This is a genomic window from Neptuniibacter sp. QD37_6 (assembly GCF_047778085.1).
Taxonomy (GTDB): Bacteria; Pseudomonadota; Gammaproteobacteria; order Pseudomonadales; family Balneatricaceae; genus Neptuniibacter.
This window is the reverse complement of the sequence record NZ_CP180550.1, coordinates 980,913-999,672: the sequence shown is the minus strand read 5'-3', so window position 1 is coordinate 999,672 and position 18,760 is coordinate 980,913. Positions and strand designations below refer to the sequence as shown.

At 45.0% G+C, this 18,760-nt stretch carries 22 protein-coding genes; 10 read left to right on the top strand and 12 right to left on the bottom strand.

The window, feature by feature from the left end; translation table 11 throughout:
• Window positions 1–22 precede the first annotated feature (22 nt).
• The 3 genes from ACMXYO_RS04495 to ACMXYO_RS04485 all read right to left on the bottom strand — a co-directional run bounded on the left by ACMXYO_RS04495 (window position 23) and on the right by ACMXYO_RS04485 (window position 1,430).
• The gene (locus ACMXYO_RS04495) at window positions 23–592 is read right to left on the bottom strand and encodes a hypothetical protein (RefSeq protein ID WP_415887315.1); all 570 of its coding nucleotides are present in this window, start codon (window positions 590–592) and stop codon (window positions 23–25) included.
• Window positions 592–1,131 carry a YSC84-related protein gene (locus tag ACMXYO_RS04490; RefSeq protein ID WP_415887314.1) on the bottom strand — a complete coding sequence of 180 codons (540 nt, stop codon included), beginning with the start codon at window positions 1,129–1,131 and terminating at the stop codon, window positions 592–594. The genes ACMXYO_RS04495 and ACMXYO_RS04490 overlap by 1 nt, the downstream gene beginning before the upstream one ends.
• 71 nt (window positions 1,132–1,202) lie before the next feature.
• On the bottom strand, window positions 1,203–1,430 hold the full coding sequence (locus ACMXYO_RS04485) for a DUF3820 family protein (protein WP_415887313.1): 228 nt from the start codon (window positions 1,428–1,430) through the stop codon (window positions 1,203–1,205).
• Window positions 1,431–1,508: 78 nt separating this feature from the next.
• Here ACMXYO_RS04485 and ACMXYO_RS04480 point away from each other — a divergent pair, with 78 nt between their 5' ends.
• Both ACMXYO_RS04480 and ACMXYO_RS04475 read left to right on the top strand, forming a co-directional pair.
• A complete protein-coding gene (locus ACMXYO_RS04480; RefSeq protein WP_415887312.1) occupies window positions 1,509–1,751 on the top strand; it encodes a hypothetical protein in 243 nt (80 codons plus the stop codon).
• 20 nt (window positions 1,752–1,771) lie between these two features.
• A complete protein-coding gene (locus ACMXYO_RS04475; RefSeq protein WP_415887311.1) occupies window positions 1,772–3,652 on the top strand; it encodes an MOSC N-terminal beta barrel domain-containing protein in 1,881 nt (626 codons plus the stop codon).
• An 81-nt stretch (window positions 3,653–3,733) separates the two neighbouring features.
• On the opposite strand, the gene ACMXYO_RS04470 is transcribed toward ACMXYO_RS04475, so the two are convergent.
• Complete coding sequence (locus ACMXYO_RS04470) at window positions 3,734–4,138, bottom strand: phasin family protein (RefSeq protein WP_415883819.1); 405 nt, start codon at window positions 4,136–4,138, stop codon at window positions 3,734–3,736.
• Window positions 4,139–4,248: 110 nt separating this feature from the next.
• Window positions 4,249–4,701: a YaiI/YqxD family protein gene (locus ACMXYO_RS04465; protein ID WP_415883818.1), complete on the bottom strand. Its 453-nt coding sequence runs from the start codon at window positions 4,699–4,701 to the stop codon at window positions 4,249–4,251.
• Between the two features lie 295 nt (window positions 4,702–4,996).
• Between ACMXYO_RS04465 and ACMXYO_RS04460 the strand changes: the two genes are divergently transcribed.
• The 4 genes from ACMXYO_RS04460 (at window position 4,997) to ACMXYO_RS04445 (ending at window position 7,496) form a co-directional block, all read left to right on the top strand.
• On the top strand, window positions 4,997–6,154 hold the full coding sequence (locus ACMXYO_RS04460; RefSeq protein ID WP_415887310.1) for a methyl-accepting chemotaxis protein: 1,158 nt from the start codon (window positions 4,997–4,999) through the stop codon (window positions 6,152–6,154).
• Complete coding sequence (locus ACMXYO_RS04455; RefSeq protein WP_415887309.1) at window positions 6,151–6,900, top strand: hypothetical protein; 750 nt, start codon at window positions 6,151–6,153, stop codon at window positions 6,898–6,900. Before ACMXYO_RS04460 ends, ACMXYO_RS04455 begins: the two co-directional genes overlap by 4 nt.
• 130 nt (window positions 6,901–7,030) lie before the next feature.
• Window positions 7,031–7,372 carry a TIGR02281 family clan AA aspartic protease gene (locus ACMXYO_RS04450; protein ID WP_415887308.1) on the top strand — a complete coding sequence of 114 codons (342 nt, stop codon included), beginning with the start codon at window positions 7,031–7,033 and terminating at the stop codon, window positions 7,370–7,372.
• Window position 7,373: 1 nt separating this feature from the next.
• A complete protein-coding gene (locus tag ACMXYO_RS04445) occupies window positions 7,374–7,496 on the top strand; it encodes a hypothetical protein (protein WP_415887307.1) in 123 nt (40 codons plus the stop codon).
• Between the two features lie 16 nt (window positions 7,497–7,512).
• Here ACMXYO_RS04445 and ACMXYO_RS04440 read toward each other — a convergent pair whose 3' ends face one another.
• Genes ACMXYO_RS04440 through ACMXYO_RS04430 form a run of 3 tightly spaced genes read right to left on the bottom strand, consistent with a single transcriptional unit; the run spans window position 7,513 to window position 11,378 of the window.
• Window positions 7,513–9,681 (bottom strand): tRNA(Met) cytidine acetyltransferase TmcA, encoded by a 2,169-nt coding sequence (locus ACMXYO_RS04440; protein WP_415887306.1) that lies wholly within the window; start codon window positions 9,679–9,681, stop codon window positions 7,513–7,515.
• Window positions 9,682–9,727: 46 nt separating this feature from the next.
• A complete protein-coding gene (locus ACMXYO_RS04435) occupies window positions 9,728–9,970 on the bottom strand; it encodes a TfoX/Sxy family DNA transformation protein (protein WP_415887305.1) in 243 nt (80 codons plus the stop codon).
• Window positions 9,971–9,983: 13 nt separating this feature from the next.
• Window positions 9,984–11,378: a GGDEF domain-containing protein gene (locus ACMXYO_RS04430; RefSeq protein WP_415887304.1), complete on the bottom strand. Its 1,395-nt coding sequence runs from the start codon at window positions 11,376–11,378 to the stop codon at window positions 9,984–9,986.
• Between the two features lie 171 nt (window positions 11,379–11,549).
• On the opposite strand from ACMXYO_RS04430, the gene ACMXYO_RS04425 reads away from it, so the two are divergent.
• Both ACMXYO_RS04425 and ACMXYO_RS04420 read left to right on the top strand, forming a co-directional pair.
• Window positions 11,550–12,026 (top strand): NYN domain-containing protein, encoded by a 477-nt coding sequence (locus tag ACMXYO_RS04425; RefSeq protein WP_415887302.1) that lies wholly within the window; start codon window positions 11,550–11,552, stop codon window positions 12,024–12,026.
• A 247-nt stretch (window positions 12,027–12,273) separates the two neighbouring features.
• Complete coding sequence (locus ACMXYO_RS04420; protein WP_415887301.1) at window positions 12,274–13,506, top strand: acetylornithine transaminase; 1,233 nt, start codon at window positions 12,274–12,276, stop codon at window positions 13,504–13,506.
• A gap of 98 nt (window positions 13,507–13,604) precedes the next feature.
• On the opposite strand, the gene leuA is transcribed toward ACMXYO_RS04420, so the two are convergent.
• On the bottom strand, window positions 13,605–15,266 hold the full coding sequence (gene leuA / locus ACMXYO_RS04415) for a 2-isopropylmalate synthase (protein WP_415887300.1): 1,662 nt from the start codon (window positions 15,264–15,266) through the stop codon (window positions 13,605–13,607).
• A gap of 351 nt (window positions 15,267–15,617) precedes the next feature.
• On the opposite strand from leuA, the gene ACMXYO_RS04410 reads away from it, so the two are divergent.
• Window positions 15,618–16,106, top strand: a complete 489-nt coding sequence (locus tag ACMXYO_RS04410; RefSeq protein WP_415887299.1) for an Lrp/AsnC family transcriptional regulator — start codon at window positions 15,618–15,620, stop codon at window positions 16,104–16,106.
• An 84-nt stretch (window positions 16,107–16,190) separates the two neighbouring features.
• Here ACMXYO_RS04410 and ACMXYO_RS04405 read toward each other — a convergent pair whose 3' ends face one another.
• Window positions 16,191–16,493 (bottom strand): DUF3817 domain-containing protein, encoded by a 303-nt coding sequence (locus tag ACMXYO_RS04405; RefSeq protein WP_415887297.1) that lies wholly within the window; start codon window positions 16,491–16,493, stop codon window positions 16,191–16,193.
• Window positions 16,494–16,551: 58 nt separating this feature from the next.
• Window positions 16,552–16,965, bottom strand: coding sequence for a group II truncated hemoglobin (locus ACMXYO_RS04400; protein ID WP_415883794.1), 414 nt, complete (start codon window positions 16,963–16,965; stop codon window positions 16,552–16,554).
• A 330-nt stretch (window positions 16,966–17,295) separates the two neighbouring features.
• Between ACMXYO_RS04400 and ACMXYO_RS04395 the strand changes: the two genes are divergently transcribed.
• Window positions 17,296–17,496 carry a tautomerase family protein gene (locus ACMXYO_RS04395; RefSeq protein WP_415883793.1) on the top strand — a complete coding sequence of 67 codons (201 nt, stop codon included), beginning with the start codon at window positions 17,296–17,298 and terminating at the stop codon, window positions 17,494–17,496.
• A gap of 185 nt (window positions 17,497–17,681) precedes the next feature.
• Here the strand turns inward: ACMXYO_RS04395 and ACMXYO_RS04390 are convergent, their stop codons facing one another.
• Window positions 17,682–18,629, bottom strand: a complete 948-nt coding sequence (locus ACMXYO_RS04390; protein ID WP_415887296.1) for an NAD-dependent epimerase/dehydratase family protein — start codon at window positions 18,627–18,629, stop codon at window positions 17,682–17,684.
• Window positions 18,630–18,760: the final 131 nt, after the last annotated feature.

The window sequence follows — 18,760 nt, the reverse complement described above, 5'->3', positions numbered from 1 at the left end:
TATCACTCAGGTCTGGCAGTGCTTACTTAGCACCACCGCCCATTAGGATATCAGCAATATCGATGATGTCGACTACTGTGCCTTCACCTTTACCGACTTTGATGATTTTATCTTTAAGTTTGATAACCTCAGTTGCCGCATCACCTTTAGGTAAGCGTGATAGCAAATCATCAGGAAGGTCTTCAGCGTTATCTCTTAAGTCTTTATCTAGCACTTCCCCACGAGCGACCTTTTTCTGCCAACCCGGAGGTAGTTCGCCACCACGCTCTAGTTTTTTCTGAAGGCCTTTAGGCAGCTCTTTCATTTTCCCTTTATATTTACCTGTTCCTGATTTGGCATTTTCATTGTAATAATCCTTGATGGTCTCTTTCTCTTTATCTGAAAAAAGATCATCCAGAATTGATTTAGAATCACTTACGATAGATCGCTCCTCTTCGGAGCCCTTACCATTCCTTTTATAATTTTGAGCCGCCTGCTTGGCCTCTTTTTTAGCTTGATGTTTGTCTGCGCCTTGCCCTGCCCACTCAGGCTTGGCAGCATGAGCATTTAATGCTAACCCACTAATACATAGAGCTAATAATAATTTTTTCATCATCTCTTCCTACTGATCTTTGATCCTTCAAGGGATAAGTTATACATCAAGCCTTTATTAGAAAAAATAAAACCAATGATTGGGTCTTTAATCGTGCTGGTATCAATCTCACCACCAGCTCCCACGGTTACAACAGCAACACTGCCATCAACTCCGGCTTCCCAACCATCACTTCGCTTAAATTGCCTTAAGGCTGCATCAGTCATAAACAGGATTATCTCTGACTTAATTTGGGCACCTAACTGAAACCCAATTGATGCCGCGGCAATGGTGTAATAACCCGTTGTTTTACCTTTTTCTAAAAGCTTACCTTCACCATATTCGCCACCGATACCTATGCCCGCTTTGTAAACCTCGGGAAAAACCAAGACCCCTTTAGCTTGCTGAACAAGAGATTTTCCGGCAGAACTATGTTGATAAAACTTTTGTAATGCCTCAGAGGTTTTAGCACTAATCTCTGCCTTAGAGGCAGCATTTACATTAAAGCTAAAGAAAGCTATCCACAGCGTAATTAAAAGAGATGATAGTTGTTTGGGCATGAATCTATCCTTAAGCCTATTTAAGTTAACTACATAATAGTTGCTCATAACGAATTAGAATGAAACATTAATTAGGAATAGCGGGTATTCCGTAAAGGCTGCAAAACAGATTCTAAGCCGTTGATACGGATCTCTAGCATCAACTCTAACAGCGAGCCAAGCTCCCCCTGTGGAAAACCTTTCTTTGCAAACCAAAGTAGATACTCTTCTGGCAGATCGAGCAGCACTCGCCCTTGATACTTACCAAAAGGCATCTTCATATTAGCCAGTTTAAGTAGATGACGTTTATCCAGATCCAATGCTTTCCCCTTAACAGCCTGTTATTTACAACGAGCAAACAGTATTCTGTAGAAAATAATAAATAGTGGGTTTAGGCCATGGCTGACAAGCAAGCGTATCAACCTATCAATTGCGAAATTCATGACGGCTACGAATTAGCCTGTATGCGCAACGCCATCCATCTTGTTGAATGGAAAGAAGATGATACCGCATTTAGCCAGCGCTTACGCTTTCTTGATCTCGAATATACTCCTGATGGGGAGTTTCTGATTGCCGAAGATCAAGAAGGTAACAACTATAGAGTTCGATTAGATTCTATCTCTAGCCGCCTACCCTACTAATCCTCTTAAGGGCCGACGACGTGTCAGATATTCAACTCAGTGGTATTAATACTTTCCCCATAAAATCATTAGGCGGTATTAGTTTATCGGATGCTTTTGTAACAGAAAGCGGGCTGTCTTTTGACCGACGCTTTATGTTGAGCGATCCAGAAGGCGAATTATTATCTGCTCGCCAAGCGCCTTCAATGCTGCTTTTCGAAACCGTTTTACGTGAAGATGGAGTAGAGGTGATTGCACCTGATGGTGATCACTTAAGTTTGCGCTATCCTGACTTTTTCCAAAATTACCGTCAGGTACGTGTTTGGGGAACCGAGATTAACGCTCAACATTGTGGCGAATGGCTAGATGAATGGTTTAGTGAGAAACTGGGCCGTGAATGCCAACTCCTTTATTTTGGCGAGCAATCAGAACGCGTAACCTCTCGAAGACCCGATAAGCCCGTCGCGTTTGCCGATGGATACCCTCTACTTGTGATCTCTGAAGCTTCATTGGCTGATCTGAATAGCCGCGCTTCCACACAAGTAAATATGGATCACTTCCGTACCAACCTTGTTGTAAAAGGGTGCGAAGCTTTCGCCGAGGATAGCTGGAAGCGCATCCGTATTGGTGAAGTAGAGTTTGAGATCGTTAAAGATTGCTCTCGTTGCGTACTAACTACTATCGATCCCAAAACTGGACAGCCAGTACCTGCGGGTGAACCAATTAAAACCTTGGCTAACTACCGTAAAGGTGAGGATAACGAAGTCTATTTTGGCCAAAACCTTGTGCCTCTTAACGAAGGCCAGATTAAGCAAGGCGATACGGTTGAGGTATTAGAGGTTAAACAACCTGCTCAATACCCCGATAATGCACCGATTATCAGAGATACAAACGACTGTAAAAACCAAGAAACGTGGGCCGCAAATCAGCAGGTAGATCTAGAATGCATCCGCCGCATTGATGAAACACGTGATGTTGTGACCTTCCGTTTTGCAGTACCGCAAGGCCTATCAACAGATTATATCGCGGGTCAGTTTCTAACCTTAATATTGCCGATCAACGGTGAGACAGTTACCCGCTGTTATACAGTATCTTCTTCACCTTCTAGAAGCGCTGATATCGCAATCACAGTGAAGCGTGTAACCGATGGCATCGCCTCGAATTGGCTTCATGACAATTTACAGGTTGGGGATAAGTTACCTGCCCTCGCTCCTCAAGGTGAGTTCCACGAAGGCAATACAGGTAACAAACCTCTATTGTTGTTATCTGCCGGTAGCGGCATTACGCCTATGCTTTCGATTGCCCGCGAGCTAACCGATCGAAATAGCCAACGTGATATAGTGTTTTATCACCAAGCCAGAACCGAAGCAGATCTAATCTGCGAAGATGAGCTCCTTTGGCTAGAGCGCCAAAATCCTAATCTTAAGATCATCTTCAGTTTGAGTCAGCCTGATGATGATTGGCAAGGCATTAAAGGCCGTATTAGCCGCCAACAGCTCATTGAGCTAATTCCGGATCTGCCAGAACGTACGGTGATGTGCTGTGGCCCTGAGGGCTTTATGGATCATGCTAAAACTTACTGCCGCCAACTAGGCTTAGCAGAGCAACAGTGGTTTGAAGAGAGCTTTGGTGCACCTCCTGGTGTTGACCCAGAAGCAGAAAAGCACAGTGTTCAGTTAACCTTTGGCGAGGTTTCATTTGCCGGTGATAGCCAAACAACATTGCTAGAGCAAGCTGAAGATCAAGGAATCATGATTCCTTCTGGCTGTCGTGCGGGTGTATGCGGCGCCTGTAAAGTGACCTTAGTGTCAGGCCAAGTTCATCGCCAATCGGAAATTCCACTATCAGAAGATGAGAAAGCGCGGGGGGTAGTTCTGGCATGCAGCTGTACACCCGAAACGGATGTCGTAATTGAGGTTTAATTTAAAACACTAAATCGCAGACACAAAAAAGCCGATGCCCTTCTCTACATCGGCTTTTTATTATTCAGTATGAAACTGAAATTAAGCTACTTTAAGATCAGCAACTTTTTTAGCAGTTTCTTCAGCCATTTCAGTCGCTTTTTTAGCAGACTCTTCAACTGTAGCAACGTAAGCATCTTTAGCAACAGTCATAGCTGCAACGCTTTTCTCTGCAGTTTCAGCAGTTTTAGCTTCAACAGACTTGTAGAACTGAACCTGTAGGTCTAGAGCAGCTTTAGGGTCTTTGCACTCGCATAGAGTTTTGAACTGTTCAACAGAAGCGTTAGCTAGTTCTTCAACGTATGCTTTCTGAAGAGCAACCAAAGTTTCAACAGTCTTAGTGTTAACGTCTACTAGAGACTGAACTGGCTTGAATAGCTCAGCGATTTCGTTAGATAGTAGTTCAGGCTTCATGAAATCAGCGAAAGGGTTGTTAGCAGCGTACATAGTTTTGTCTCCAAAAGTTTCCGTTGCTGCGGTGCAGCAATCCATTTACAGCAAAGATAAATCTTGTACGTTTTTTAGTCAAGAACTTTTTTTGTGCGGCGCACAAAAAATTACTTTTTCAGATTTTTTGCTAAAAAACGGTCCAGAGAATTCGCAAACGCTTGGCGATCAGCCTGACTAAAAGCAGACGGTCCACCAGTCTCTACACCCGAGCTTCGCAGGGTCTCCATAAAATCACGCATAGATAACCGCTGACGAATATTTTCCGGAGTATAAAGTTCGCCGCGAGGATTTATTGCCACACCCTTGTTATCAATCACTTCTGAAGCCAATGGGATATCTTGCGTTACCACCAGATCACCCTCTTCCATTTTGGCAACGATATGATTGTCCGCTACATCAAAGCCCTGCGGTACTTGCACTGCATTGATCAACGGTGAAGGAGGTGTACTTAGGAATTGATTAGCCACCAGCGTTACAGGCACCTGTTTACGTTCGGCAGCCCGAAACAAAATCTCTTTGATAACCTTTGGACAGGCATCGGCATCAACCCAAATGTGCATAAACCCTCTCTTTTCTTTTAGCATAAAGCCCAATTATGACTGTTATTCTACATCGCTATGACAATTTAAGCCGAAAGAAATTAAAACTCTTTTAGACAATTTCGATTAATAGATAACGCTCCAGAATAAAGCCCTCGCACTGTCGCAGTGCACAAAGACGAATTAAATCCGTGCGTTTTAAAATTAGCCATCTCTCTCTAACACAACAATATCGGGCATTAGAGTAACCCCATGAAATATCTGGCTTAAGTTTTGCTAAATACCCAGATAATAGATTTTGATGGGGAGCACTAAGATGCTGCTACTAACATTTGGCTACAGCGTATTGAGCCGCTGTTCGCTACTTACTTCAGGCATAGTAATGTTATTGGGTTGGTTACTCACAATAGCCATCTTGGTAGACGGTTATATAGAAGCATTATGGTTATTGATCCCACTGGGCTATTTTCAGCTCAGCTATATTCTGCTGAGCCAACGTCGCTGGCATAACTTGTCTCTTGTAATCGATGCTTTTTCCCAAAAGGAGATGCAGTTCCGAACACAGCATACTAGTTCAGACAAACCACTTAGAGATGTAGCACAAAACCTTTATGGCTTTGCACGTGACTATGAAGAGCTGAATACCTTAACCGATCAGCTGTGCAACGAGATGAAGTTCTCTACTCATGAATTAGAGAACTTAGCTAAGCACACCGCAAATGCCGCATCAGAACAGCAAAATCAGCTCTTAACAGTTGCCAGTGCATCAGAAGAGATGAGCCAAACCGTCCAACTGATCAGAGATCATGTGCATAACACTCAAAACAGTGCCGAAGACTCGCAGACCTTATGTAATAAAGGAACTCAGCAAGCCTCTGATTTAAGCCACGCAATTAGCGGTGTTCGTAATCAGTTTACTGATACCTGCACCAAGATTTCTCAGCTATCTGAAGAAGCTGAAGCAATCCAATCTTTCGTTAGTACAATCGAAGAAGTTGCAGCACAAACCAACTTATTGGCATTGAATGCTGCGATTGAGGCTGCACGAGCAGGTGAAGCAGGACGAGGCTTCGCAGTCGTGGCAGATGAGGTACGTCAGTTAGCAGGTAATACCGAAAAGGCGACGGGCGACATCACCCTTCTGGTTAACTCCATGCTTGCACGTGTAAATGAAGTCACTGAAAGCATGAACCGTAGCGAACAGGAGTTACAAACCGGCTCACATACTTGTGAAGAGATGCACAATCTACTTCAGAAGATCGAATCTGGTAGCGAGCGCAGCCTTGAACTCATTCAGGAAGTTAACTTCTCCATCGACGAACATGCCTCTGCCAGTAACGAGTTAAGTGAAAAGCTTACCGATATAGGCAACATTCTTCAGCACCACAGTGAACAAGCGCATTCCCTTACGGAGCTCACCGGCTATCTAGAAACACTTGCGCTTAAAGCAGCCACTAAGGAGGTGACATCATGATCGAGATTAGCCTTGTACTGTTTCTTTTCGTCCTAATTGGTTTAGCTAGCTGGTTGAAAAGAAGAAAATTGCGCAAAAAACGTCGCGAAAAGACACTACGCGGAATTGAACAGTTAAGCGCGCTGTTGAATCTAATCCAGAGCCTACAGCGCCACCGCGGTATCTGTGCAAATTTAGATAGCACGAATCAAGCACAACAACGACAGCTAAGTAATGAGATCAACTCGCTATGGCGGCCACTGTTTGATAAAAGCTACGGCGGCAATGTTAAGCGAGTTAATCTGCAGTTTACCAAGTGGAAGCAGATTGAAGCAGAGCCCGCAGGCAGCTTTATGGAGCACTGTGAACTAATCGAAAAACTGCTCCACGAACTCACCGTTATCGCAGATATCTGCTCGCTAACCGCGAGTAATAATGACCATAACGGCGAAGAACTATGGCAAAACTTACTCCGCCGTCCCCATTTTGCAGAGTCTCTCGCGCGTTTGCGAGGTTTAGGTAACAAAGCAGCCAACCTAGGCCACTGCCCTGCAGCGGTGAGAGTGCAGTTGCAGTATTTGTTGGTGAGCATGCGTGATAATGAGTTATGTGATCCTACCGTTCGTGATATCGACCGACTGGTCACCCAAGAGATCCTTGAGCCCGAAGTGATCAAGATCGAACCACGGGTTTACTTTAGTCACCTAACCCAAGCGATTGATCAACAGATCCAACTAACTCGAGACCATCTACAACAACTGAGTTGATGCACAGTTTAAGGATTGAATGAATCGAGGTTCTATTCTGCAAGCGAGTTCCTTACAATAAATTAACATCGGATAATTCTTGTAGGACTGGATGGAATCTCAACACACACCAAAACGTATTGGCCAAGGAATGTGGGCCGTCGCATGGGTCCTGTTTTTAGGAATGTTATGGCTGTTCTTTGAAGAGCAGGTAAACGACAAATACAACCCCAATCGTAATCTCGTCACCAGCGGCAGTAACGAAGTGGTGCTGCAGCAAAATAGAGCTGGACACTACGTTGCACCAGGAGAGATCAACGGCCAACCAGTTATCTTTCTGTTGGATACCGGCGCGACCAATATCAGCGTGCCACAAGAAGTGGCCGACCGTATTGGTCTTAAACCAGGGTTAAAGCGTCAGGTAGATACCGCAAATGGCGTGATTGATGTGTATAACACGGAGCTGAATACCGTCACCCTTGGTGGTGATTAGTATGCAAAACGTTCGCGGGCATATTAATCCACACATGGATGGCGAAACGGTACTACTCGGGATGAGCTTTATGAAATACCTAGAGATCATTCAGAAGGGTAACACTCTTACACTTAGGCGCTAGCTCGCGCCTAAGTTCGTTATGAGAGTTTATCTAGCAACAACGCCGTAATCGACTTAAGCTGGCGCATCATCTGCTTACGCCCTTGCCCTTGCCCTTTGACTTCCAGCTGTTCCCAGCTTTTTTGCTGTAGGTTGCGCTCAATCAGCAGCGTGAATTCTTCATTTTCGAGCAACATCTCTAACTGCTGATCTTCCACCTGATCCAAAAACTGTAAAAGCAGCTTGTGGATAGCAAAAGCACAACCTTCGTAATTACGATTATGCACAGCAAATGCGATCAGATCAGATTGATCATGGGCCGTTAACTCTGGGAGGTTCCCACCATGCTGTAATAAACGGCACACCACAGGCAGGTCGAGATCCACCAAATTATCACTCAAGCGATAATTAAGCTGTTCAATAAAGCGCTGTCTCAGCTGTTTCTCTAAGCTCTGGCCCTGTTCAGTTAACGGCGATAAAACTAATGCAGCGTGACAACCGCTGACACTGTCACGAGTAGAGCCCATACGTACGGTTTCAAAACTACAGTGCTGCCAAAAGCTAATAAGCTCAGCACTGGCTGCAAAGCTGGCACCTAAGTAATCCCAGCCTGCAGACTTCGCATTGTCAGATACAGTTGATAACAACGCTCGCCCTAAGCCTTTATGTTGCAAGGCGGGATGAATGGCGATGCGCATAATCCGACCCGCCTTAAGTAAAGCTGCGTCCTTTGCACCTTCTTGCCCAACCAGCGTTTGCGGTAACAGATGACCACGAGGACGACGTTTTCCCGACCAGATATCATCGACCAACTCTTCCGGCAGGGGGCCTTCCTCCGCAACCAGCGCAGCACCAGCCACTTGACCATCGACCTTCATTAGCCAGACATGCAGATTAGGGCTATCTAACAGCACCCTTAAATCACCTGGCGATGTACGATAGTGAGCCAACACTAACAAACCAAATAGCTGCGTTAAGGTCTGATAATCTTCTGCGAGCTGATCACGATCTAACTTATCTATCTGACAGTCAGCAATAGACTGGTAAGTACGTTTTAGATCATCTGCCGCAGCAGGTTCGGCATTGAGTAACAGCAGATTAAAGGTCAGCTGCTCCAACGGATCATTGCTAACCCAACGGATCGGCTGATTCAGATGAAGGGATTTCGCATTCGGCGCATGTTTTTCCAACACTTGCTTAAAACGAACAGCAAAGCCCTGCCCTGTGCCTTCATAACCATGAATAGTTGATGCAAAGGCAATACGAGGGAAACGTTGCAGTAACTTACTTAATACAGGTACCGGAATCGCTGCGGCTTCATCCACCAGCAGCACTTGTCCTTCGCCTTGTTCTTGCAACGCTTGTTCTGGCGTTACGTAACGGATGCAGTGATCTGAATGACAAAGCTTTCCCAGTTGATAGTCACAATCAGGCAGTAATTGATGGGCCATGCTAAAGACCTCATCAACCGATGACTGTTCAGGTGCGGTTACTAAGATATCTTGGAAATCTAAGCCTGATAACTGTGCCGCTGCGATACCTAAAGCAACAGACTTACCACGCCCTCTGTCCGCAGTAATCACTGCGGGACGTCTACCACGACGAAACTGAGATAAAATCAACTCCACCGCTTGTTGCTGATCTTTGGTTTTACTCGGCAACACCACATTATCATCTGGCTGATCGACCAATGCAGCGGAGCTTGGTAGCTCTGCTTCAACACCTGCGAGCGCTTGCCCCTCTCGATACACCAGCGTGTAGGCATCATCTTCTAAGATCATCGCTAGACGCGAGATAAACCGACGACCCGCATCGGAAGAACAATAAGGATGCGCGACTAAGCTTTGATGTTCTGGATCGTCAAACTCGGCCCAATGATCTAGATCAGGGCAGAGTAAAACCAGCACTCCACCGCCACTTAAAGTACCGGAGATCTGACCAAAGGCATTGGGATTAAAACCGGACCACGCATCAAAGATCACCGCAGATAGCGACTGACCTAATAACTGATGACATTGAGTGGCACGCACAGACTGCGCTTTAGCCGGAGCTTGTTCACTCACCCATAGCCATTCGGCTTCACCAAGCAGCTGCGCAACTTGTTCATAACACCATGTTTGAGTACCGCTCAAAACCAGTAAACGCCGATGCTGTTGTGCCTCTGCATCTTCAAGCAATCGAGAGTACAAAGTTCTTATGGCAGTCATTCGTTAATCCTATGAGCAGCTTGGATCCATGTGAATCTCTGACTTATTAGTCATACGAATCTTTGAGGAGAACGCGCAGTTCAGTTTTACGCTCAGGCGGGAGATCACGACAATCAATGTCTTCTAGTGCGCCAACCAGTGCCCACAGCAGATTCAGGCTAACCTTGCCACCACGCATGGCCTTAATCATCTTATAAGTCGCTATCGGGCCTACTTGCTCTAGATCAGCTAAGGTGTAAATTTCGATCTCGGAAAGCCATCGACGGCTCACTGGACCAATATTGCGCATCAGGAAAATCGACCTAGACGTTATAAGTCAAAGGCGGCTCTTTAATACCATCTACAAACGCATGGAATTGATTGCCGCCTTTATCTTCGGCTTCTTGCAGTTGTTGTTTAGACAACTCCAGAAGATACTCAGGGGTCAGCAAACGAGACGGTTGCATTGTAGCGACACCTATACTTAATGTAACAACCTTATCAATCGGCGATGCTTGATGAGGAATACCGTGACCAGAAATAGTGTCGCAGCAACGTTCGGCCAATTGAATTACCATTTCATTGGTTGAAGGCAAGATAAAGGCAAACAGGTGATCATCAATACGCGCAATCATATCACCTGGGCGACCAACCGAATTTTTTAGCACACTAGAAACTTCCTGAAGCATGCCTTGCGCAGCCTCGACGCCGTATTCATCGCTATATTCTTTGAAGCTATCAATCTTCAGCAACATCATTGTAAGTGGCGAGAACTCACGTACAGCGCGGCGGCATTCAACATCTAAAGCTTCATCAAAGTGCAGTTTATTAACCAATCCGGTTAATGGATCAGACCAGCTTGTTTCAGCCATCTGTTCGGTCAGGTTGGCTTGTTCAGTACGCAAACTTTTAACATGATGACCTACTCGTTTTAGATAAGAAGCCACCAAGAAAGAAAGTAGTAAGCCCGTCATCAAAAACAGTGCAGGGGTAAAACTCATACCCGTAGCAATACGCTCTTCAGTTGCGGTTAGATCTAGCGTCCATTGCTTATCCAATAGCTGTATAGAGCTAGAAAGCACCGCATCAACGGCTAGTGAAGAGTTATCGTGCGTAAGGATTACCTGCTTGTTAGAATCCAACAGCGTAAGTTGAACTTCGCCCAAAACCTGCTGCAGTTGGCTTCGTTCTAACACTGAGCTCAATGAGATAACACCTGTTAGCTGGGCGTCGTTGGCCAGAGCAGATATCAACGCATAGGTTTCTTGATCGATAGTCAGGGTATCAACTTGCTCTGAAGAAAGATCACTTAAGGCCTCATTAACTTCAGCACGAGCAAAAATAGAATCGGTACCAGAGTCAGCTAAACGAAGCGATATATCGCTATTTTCGATAGTCATCCCTTTCAAAGAGGTATGACGACTAAACAAACTATGGATAGTTTGCTTAAGTCGCTCTTGATCGACTGTTTGATCTAACTGATAAATGGCCTGTAAAGTTTCTAAGGAGTAAGCATTCTGGGTTAATGACTGCTGGAAGGAAGCCGCCCCTTGTGTCATTTCAACCTGAAATTGTTGAATGGCCGCGTCACGCTCCTGCTTAAACATAAATAGAAAAATCAGCAGTGAAAACAGTGCACCGCAAATTGCAAAAATAATCGCAAGGTCGAACTTTTTTCTATTCGTTTTCTGAGGGCTTGCAGCGTCTGAAGCAGACATTAAAAAACTCCGAATAATCAATCAGTAACAATCAGTAAAACCTTTTTTACTAACTCTTGCAACGATAGTGCAGACTCAGGCTTTTTTCCAGCTTTTCCGCGGCTTACAGCAGCATATATAAACCTGAGTCTGATATAGTTCAATTTCTAGATCATCAACTAAGGCTATATTGTGTCTCGCATCGCTATTTTTGTAGACGTACAGAACATCTATTACACCACCCGCCAAGCGTTCGGATGCCCGTTTAACTATCGTAAATTCTGGCAAGAGATCAGCAAACAGGGAGAGATTGTTCACGCCTACGCTTATGCAATCGAACGTAACAATGATGGCCAAAAGAAGTTTCAAGATGCACTGCGTCATATTGGCTTTGATGTAAAACTAAAACCTTACATCCAGCGCAAAGACGGCTCGGCCAAAGGCGACTGGGATGTAGGCATTACAATCGATGTGATGGATACCGCACCGGATGTGGATAAAGTGATTTTGCTTTCAGGCGATGGCGACTTTGATCTCCTGCTCGCACACATCAAAAAACGTTACGGCGTGACCACTGAGGTTTATGGCGTAGAAGCACTTACGGCTAAATCCTTGATCAACTCAGCGGATCAGTATCACTCGATTTTGCCGAATCTACTGGTCTGCTAGAATCCATTCAAGCTAGCCCTCTTGACCACAACCTAAAGTGGCTGACATACTCAGCCACTATGAAAACCACACCTATCACACAGACACTTACAACAAATACGTTGCGACGCCGCGTATCGATTGCCTGTGCCTCTTTGGGTGTTGGATCTCGACGACGCAAATAACTAATAAGCGTTCCAAATTCCCAAAAAGCCGCAGGTAACCCCTGCGGCTTTTTTTTGCTCTAAATTCTCTCAAGGATATAAAAATGACCTATTTAACTGGGGTAGCTCCCACACAATTAAGCGATCAAGACGCGTCCGTTAACAATCCTCTGACCGATAAAGCGTTTGTGATGCCGATCGCGCCAAGACCAGAACTCTGCTTTACCCAAGGTAAAGGGCATTACATTTTTGATCAGAACGGCAAACAATATCTGGATATGGTGCAAGGCTGGGCGGTGAATACTCTCGGTCACAGCCCAGACCTGATTCAACAAGCATTGATTGCACAATCACAAAAACTGATTAATCCCGGCCCTGGCTTTTACAATCAGCCGATGATTGAGCTGGCTAAAACCCTTTGTTCCAATTCAGATTTTGATCAGGCCTTCTTCGCTAATAGCGGTGCAGAAGCCAATGAGGGCGCAATAAAACTGGCAAGAAAATGGGGACAGATTCACAAACAAGGTGCTTTTAAAATCATCACCTTTGAACAGAGCTTTCATGGCAGAACCTTAGCGACTATGTCCGCTACCGGTAAAGCGACCTTTGCGCCATTGTTCGAACCGAAAGTCAGCGGTTTTAGCAAAGCCCCTTACAACGATTTAGCCGCAACCGAAGCGGTAATCGATCAACATACTGTCGCGATCATGCTAGAGCTGGTTCAAGGCGAAGCAGGCGTAATCCCTGCTGATAGCGATTTTGTCAAAGGCTTAGAAGCCTTGTGTAAAAAGCACAACTTGCTACTGATCATCGATGAAGTACAAACTGGCATCGGTAGAACAGGCAACCTCTTCGCTTATCAAGGTTATGATATCCAACCGGACATCATGACCTTGGGTAAAGGCTTAGGCGGTGGCGTACCAATTTCAGCGCTGCTCACCAAAACCGAACACAGCTGTTTTGAATACGGCGATCAGGGCGGTACCTATAACGGCAACCCGTTAATGTGCTCTGTCTCGCAAGCGGTTGTGAATAAAATACTGGAACAAGACTTTCTCACTAATGTTGAGCAGATGGGCCTGCTACTCCGCCAAAAACTCGCTGAGCTTTCTCAGCAATACTCTCTTGGCTCAGTTAGAGGTAAAGGCCTTCTGATCGCATTAGATACCGTCGAGCTATCGGCACCTCAGCTTATGAATAAGACAAGAGAGCTTGGCCTACTGCTGAATGCCCCGAATGAACGCACCCTCAGATTTATGCCCGCGTTGAATCTGACTGAAAAACAAATTGATGAGTGCTGTACGATTCTGAGTAAAGCAATTGAAGCAATTAACTAGAAGGTGGGGTAAAACAGAAAATATTCCCTCTGACTGGAAAGAAATTAGAACAGTTTTGCAGCTACAGATTAGACCTGTAGCTGCAAATTCTTTCGATTTTAAGCCGCACTCACCGCATTTTGTTCAGCAATACGGCTAAAGGCGATTAGCGCTGCTTGCAATGCTGCTGCAGATGTATCTTCCTTAGTTGCAACACCTTGCGCACTGACACCATTCACTGTCATAGCAATTGCTGCTTGCGCTTGAGCTGCAGTGCCAGTTGCGATGGCATGTTCATCAAACCGAGTGATCTCTATGGAACAGGCATATTGTTTCTCAAGCGCATCACTTAGCGCTTCTAGAGCACCAGTACCTTGGCCGTTAAATACGGTGTTACCAACGCTAAATTTAGCTTCAACCTGTTGGTTGTCAGTGTGCAGATCGTAACGATCAAGCTGCCATTGCTCTGGTACAGCAACAAAGTGCTGTTGATAAAGTTGGTGAATCACTTCAGGGGAGATCTCGATACCCTTTTGCTCAGCAGCAGACTGAACCAATTTACTTAGCGGGATATGCATCCATTTTGGTAGCTGGATACCGTAATCGCGCTCCAATACCAAAGCCACACCGCCCTTACCGCTTTGGCTGTTAATACGCACAACCGCTTCATATTCACGGTTAATATCGCGTGGATCGATTGGTAAGTAAGCCACATCCCAATGCAGTTGATTGTGCTCTTGGTGGTAGTTAACTGACTTACGAATCGCATCCTGATGGCTACCAGAGAAGGCTGTATAAACCAACTCACCTGCCCAAGGGTGACGAGCAGAAACAGGCAATTCGTTACAGTACTCAACTACCTCGATAATCTCTTTGATATCCGAGAAATCCAACTCTGGATCAACACCCTGTGAGTAAAGGTTCATACCCATGGTGATGATATCCATATTACCAGTGCGTTCACCGTTACCCATCAAAGTACCTTCAACACGATCGGCCCCCGCCATAACACCCAACTCTGCTGCCGCAACACCACAGCCGCGGTCATTATGGGTATGTAAGCTGATACGTACTTGATCTCGCTGTTTTAGGTGACGGCAGAAATACTCAACCTGATCTGCAAAAACATTCGGTGTGGACATCTCAACAGTCGCCGGTAGATTAATCACAACCGCCTGCCCTGTTTCTGGTTTCCACTCAGCGATGACGGCATCACAAACTTCAACCGCATAATCCATCTCGGTGCCGGTAAAACTTTCTGGTGAGTACTGGAACTCCCACTCTGTCGCAGAGTATTTAGCCGCATAATCACGCACCCACTGCGCACCTTGTACCGCAATGCCTTTGATCTCGTCTTTGCTCATGCTGAACACTTGCTGGCGCTGTACAACCGAAGTGGAGTTATACACATGAACATTGGCGCGACGTACGCCTTCAAGGGACTCAAAGGTACGCTCAATCAAACCTTCACGTGCTTGGGTTAGCACCTGAATGGTTACGTCTTCTGGGATTCGGTTTTCTTCAATTAGCTTGCGAACAAAATCAAAGTCAGGCTGAGATGCTGATGGAAAACCGACTTCAATCTCTTTAAACCCCATTTTTACCAACAAGGTAAACATGCGGGTTTTCTGCTCTACATTCATTGGATTGATCAGCGCTTGGTTACCATCGCGCAGATCTACACTACACCAATCCGGTGCTTTATTGATCTCTTGATCTGGCCAGGTGCGATCAGCCAAACGGACAGTTTCAAAACGGCGATATTTACGATGATCAAACATAGTGAGAATCCATTATTTTTATTCGAGCAGAAAGCCTAAACGGCAAAACCCGCTGTCAGGGGCCTTTGGGGAAGCAATGACAGCGGGAAGTTTTTCAGTAGACACTTGTGGCATCAGTTTTTGAGTTAAAGATTTGATAAACCCTCGTAGGCTGGCAGCGCTCACTCGTGATGATTACCCCCTCACATACTGATTGATATGTGATTTGTTACCCCTCAACCGATGAAGAGAAGTTTATAGAGCTATATGCGCAATTACCGATCTAAAAACAACTTTATTTCGCCATTTGCGCAACAAAACAAAAGAAAATAAACTTAATAGACATATTTTATTGCGCATAAACAAAAAAACATGAAATCTACTGTCAATTTAGACCGCTTCGACTTAAAAATATTGCGAGAATTACAGGAAAACGGTGACCTTTCTAATCAGGAGCTTGCCGAGCGCGTTGGCCTTACCGCAGCCCCCTGCTCTCGCCGGGTAAAACAACTGGAAGAATCCGGCGTTATTCGCGATCGTGTAGTCCGTCTAAATGAACGCGCAATCGATCTCAACCTTATCGCCATCCTGCATATCAGCATGGATAAGCATATCCCCGAACGGTTTGAAGAGTTTGAACGCACTATTCAATCTTTACCGGAAGTAATGGAGTGTTACCTAATCACCGGCCACGATGCCGACTACCAGTTAAAAGTCGCTGTGGCAGATATGGATTGTTACCATGATATCTTGCTCGGTAAGATCACCCGGATTAAAGGTGTAACCGGGGTTAAGTCGGCGTTTATTATGCGCAAGGTGGTGGATAGTACAGCGATGCCTTTGGGATATGTAAACACTTAGAAGGCTGCGCCTAGAGGGAATTAGTACACCATTTCGTGGGATTAAAGGGAGTCAGAGCCCTTTAATCCTCATTCCTAAACTTCTTCAGGCCGTAGTCGTTTCTTTCTCTTGCTGTTTACTCTGCTCTAATTTCCGCAGGTAGATCTCAGCTGGGATAAAAGCGAATGGAATTACCGATGCTAACATCAGGCCTAGCTGTTGTTTTGAAGTCCAGTTTTCTTTGTGTGAGATATTCAGCACCTGAATTACGTAGATCATAAATAGGATGCCGTGGGTCATGCCGAGTGTGGATACATAATCTCGGCTGATAAACCCAAGTGTGACGCTTAAGATGGCTATGTAAGAGAGGCCTTCGAGAAGGCTGACGATGCGAAGTAGTTTGATCATTAAATAAGCTCAAAAAGTGGTAAAAATTCTTTTAAATGAAAGCGTTACTGCAGGACGTTTATCTGCGGCAGGCTTGGGTAATTCTTTCTGCGGGAACACGAAGCTGTTCAATCAGATAAACCTTAAATGGTTCTTCGTAGGGCTGTTTCGCAACCGCTTTTTGCATGCAAAGAATCCACGCTTCGCTCTCCTCTGGCCCAATAGGAAAATGGCTGTGAGCATGGGGAATACGAATAGAGCCGTAGTTTTGAGAAAAGAGCTTAGGGCCACCTAACCAGCCTGATAGGAAGTAGGCAAGTTTCTTTCGTGATTCGGTAAGATCGTCTGGGTGCATTTTACGGATGGTCTGCGCCTCTGGCAGTTCATCCATAAATTGGTAAAAGTCATCGACTAACTGAGTTAGGCCAGCTATCTCACCTGCCATTTTGTATGAGTTGTCGTTTACGCCGTATTCACAGCTGGGAGTATCCATCAGTAATCACTCGGGCTCTTGTCTATATTCGTTCTTTCTCAAATTGCGCAGTATTTTAGCAATTTATCCAGTCAAAAACCTGTCGCTTATTTTGGAGAGTTAGTAACAAATCTCGATGTATTCCCCTTTTATTTAAAGGGTTACAAAATTTGGAATGCAATTTATCAAAGAGACAGATGTAACGCTCTAATACCTTAAGGTTCAAACCTTCATCAATAGAGCTCCCTCCCTCTCTATGCTACCTTGCTCGTTCTACTAGCTTGTAGATGTTGTTTTACCGATAAAATGTCTCTGTGAATTCAATCCAACACTGATAACTGTGAGATTTAAATGCCCTATGTAAATGTTCAAGTCACCAAAGGTGTCACTCGAGAACAAAAAGCAGAAATTGTTAAAGACATTACTGGCTCTCTACAAAGGGTACTCGGCAAAAAACCTGAACATACCCATATTGTCATACAGGAAATTGAAGAAGAGGATTGGGGTTTTGCCGGTATGCTTACAGATGAATGGAAAAAGAGCCAATCATAATTGCTAATTTATCAATCGTCTTAAACCGCCCTACTACAGGCTTTCTGGGCGGATCAGGGGCTCATCACTTTATCAAATCTCAAACACCCTAAATAAAAAAGGTAAGCCCCACTTTAAATCTGATCTCTGCACAGTATTTAAAATTAGACTTACCAAGTTCGCTGGAAGAATTGTGTTCTGTAGTATTAACCGGTCTCTTTTAATGAATCACCTTTCATCGCTTCAACGGTAAAGGCCATACCTGTGCCTAATCCAACATCAGCGCGTATGCCTAGCCTTGCCGATGCACGGCTTGGATCGCCTAATGAAGTTGCAATATCGCCGGTTCTGGCTGGCTTATGTTCGATGTTCACTTCTACTCCAGCCACCATCGATAGGGTTCGTGCTAGCTGCAAAATTGAGGTGGATTGTCCGGTGCAGACATTAAACACTGATGCTTCACCTTTGGTATTTTCCATGGCAGCAATCAGGTGTTTGACCACGTCGGCTACGTAGATAAAGTCGCGGTTTTGTTTACCATCACCAAAGATCGTAATGGGAAGGTTGTTAAGAATGCGATCAATAAAGATGGAGATAACCCCAGAGTACGGTGAAGAGGGATTTTGACGAGGGCCGTAAACATTGAAAAAACGCATCCCCACAGTGGATACCTTATGGTTGAGCCAAGCGACTCGGGCGTGGTGTTCACTACCTAATTTATCAGCACCATAAGCACTGATAGGTCGAGGGGCTGAGGTTTCATCTAAAGGAATCGTAGCATTATCGCCATAGATAGCGGCTGATGATGCGTAAACTACCGGGATAGAATCTTGGCTGCCGCAATATCGCGCTGCTTCAAAGACGTTCACACTGCCCTGCTGATTAACCTTATGTGTGCCTACCCAATCGGAATTGGATTGTTCTACCGAGGCAATGGCCGCTAAGTGAAAGCAGCCATCCATCTCTGACATTGCACCTTTAACAATGGCTAAGTCGGTGACATCACCCAATACAAGCTCTACCTGATCGGGTAAATAGTCCACTACACCGGTTGATAAGTTATCCAATACTCTGACTTGATGACCTTGTGCTAGTAAGGCATCTACTAAATGTGAACCAATAAACCCACAGCCTCCAGTGACCAGATATTTCATAGTATTTCTCCTTACTGTTGAAACCAATTTGCTTGATGTATTGGTTACAGCAAGAAGCCAGCCAAAATATTTATCCTTAAATTTCAATAAGTTAAAAAACAACCAAAAAACACAGCCTCATTTTGTTTCTC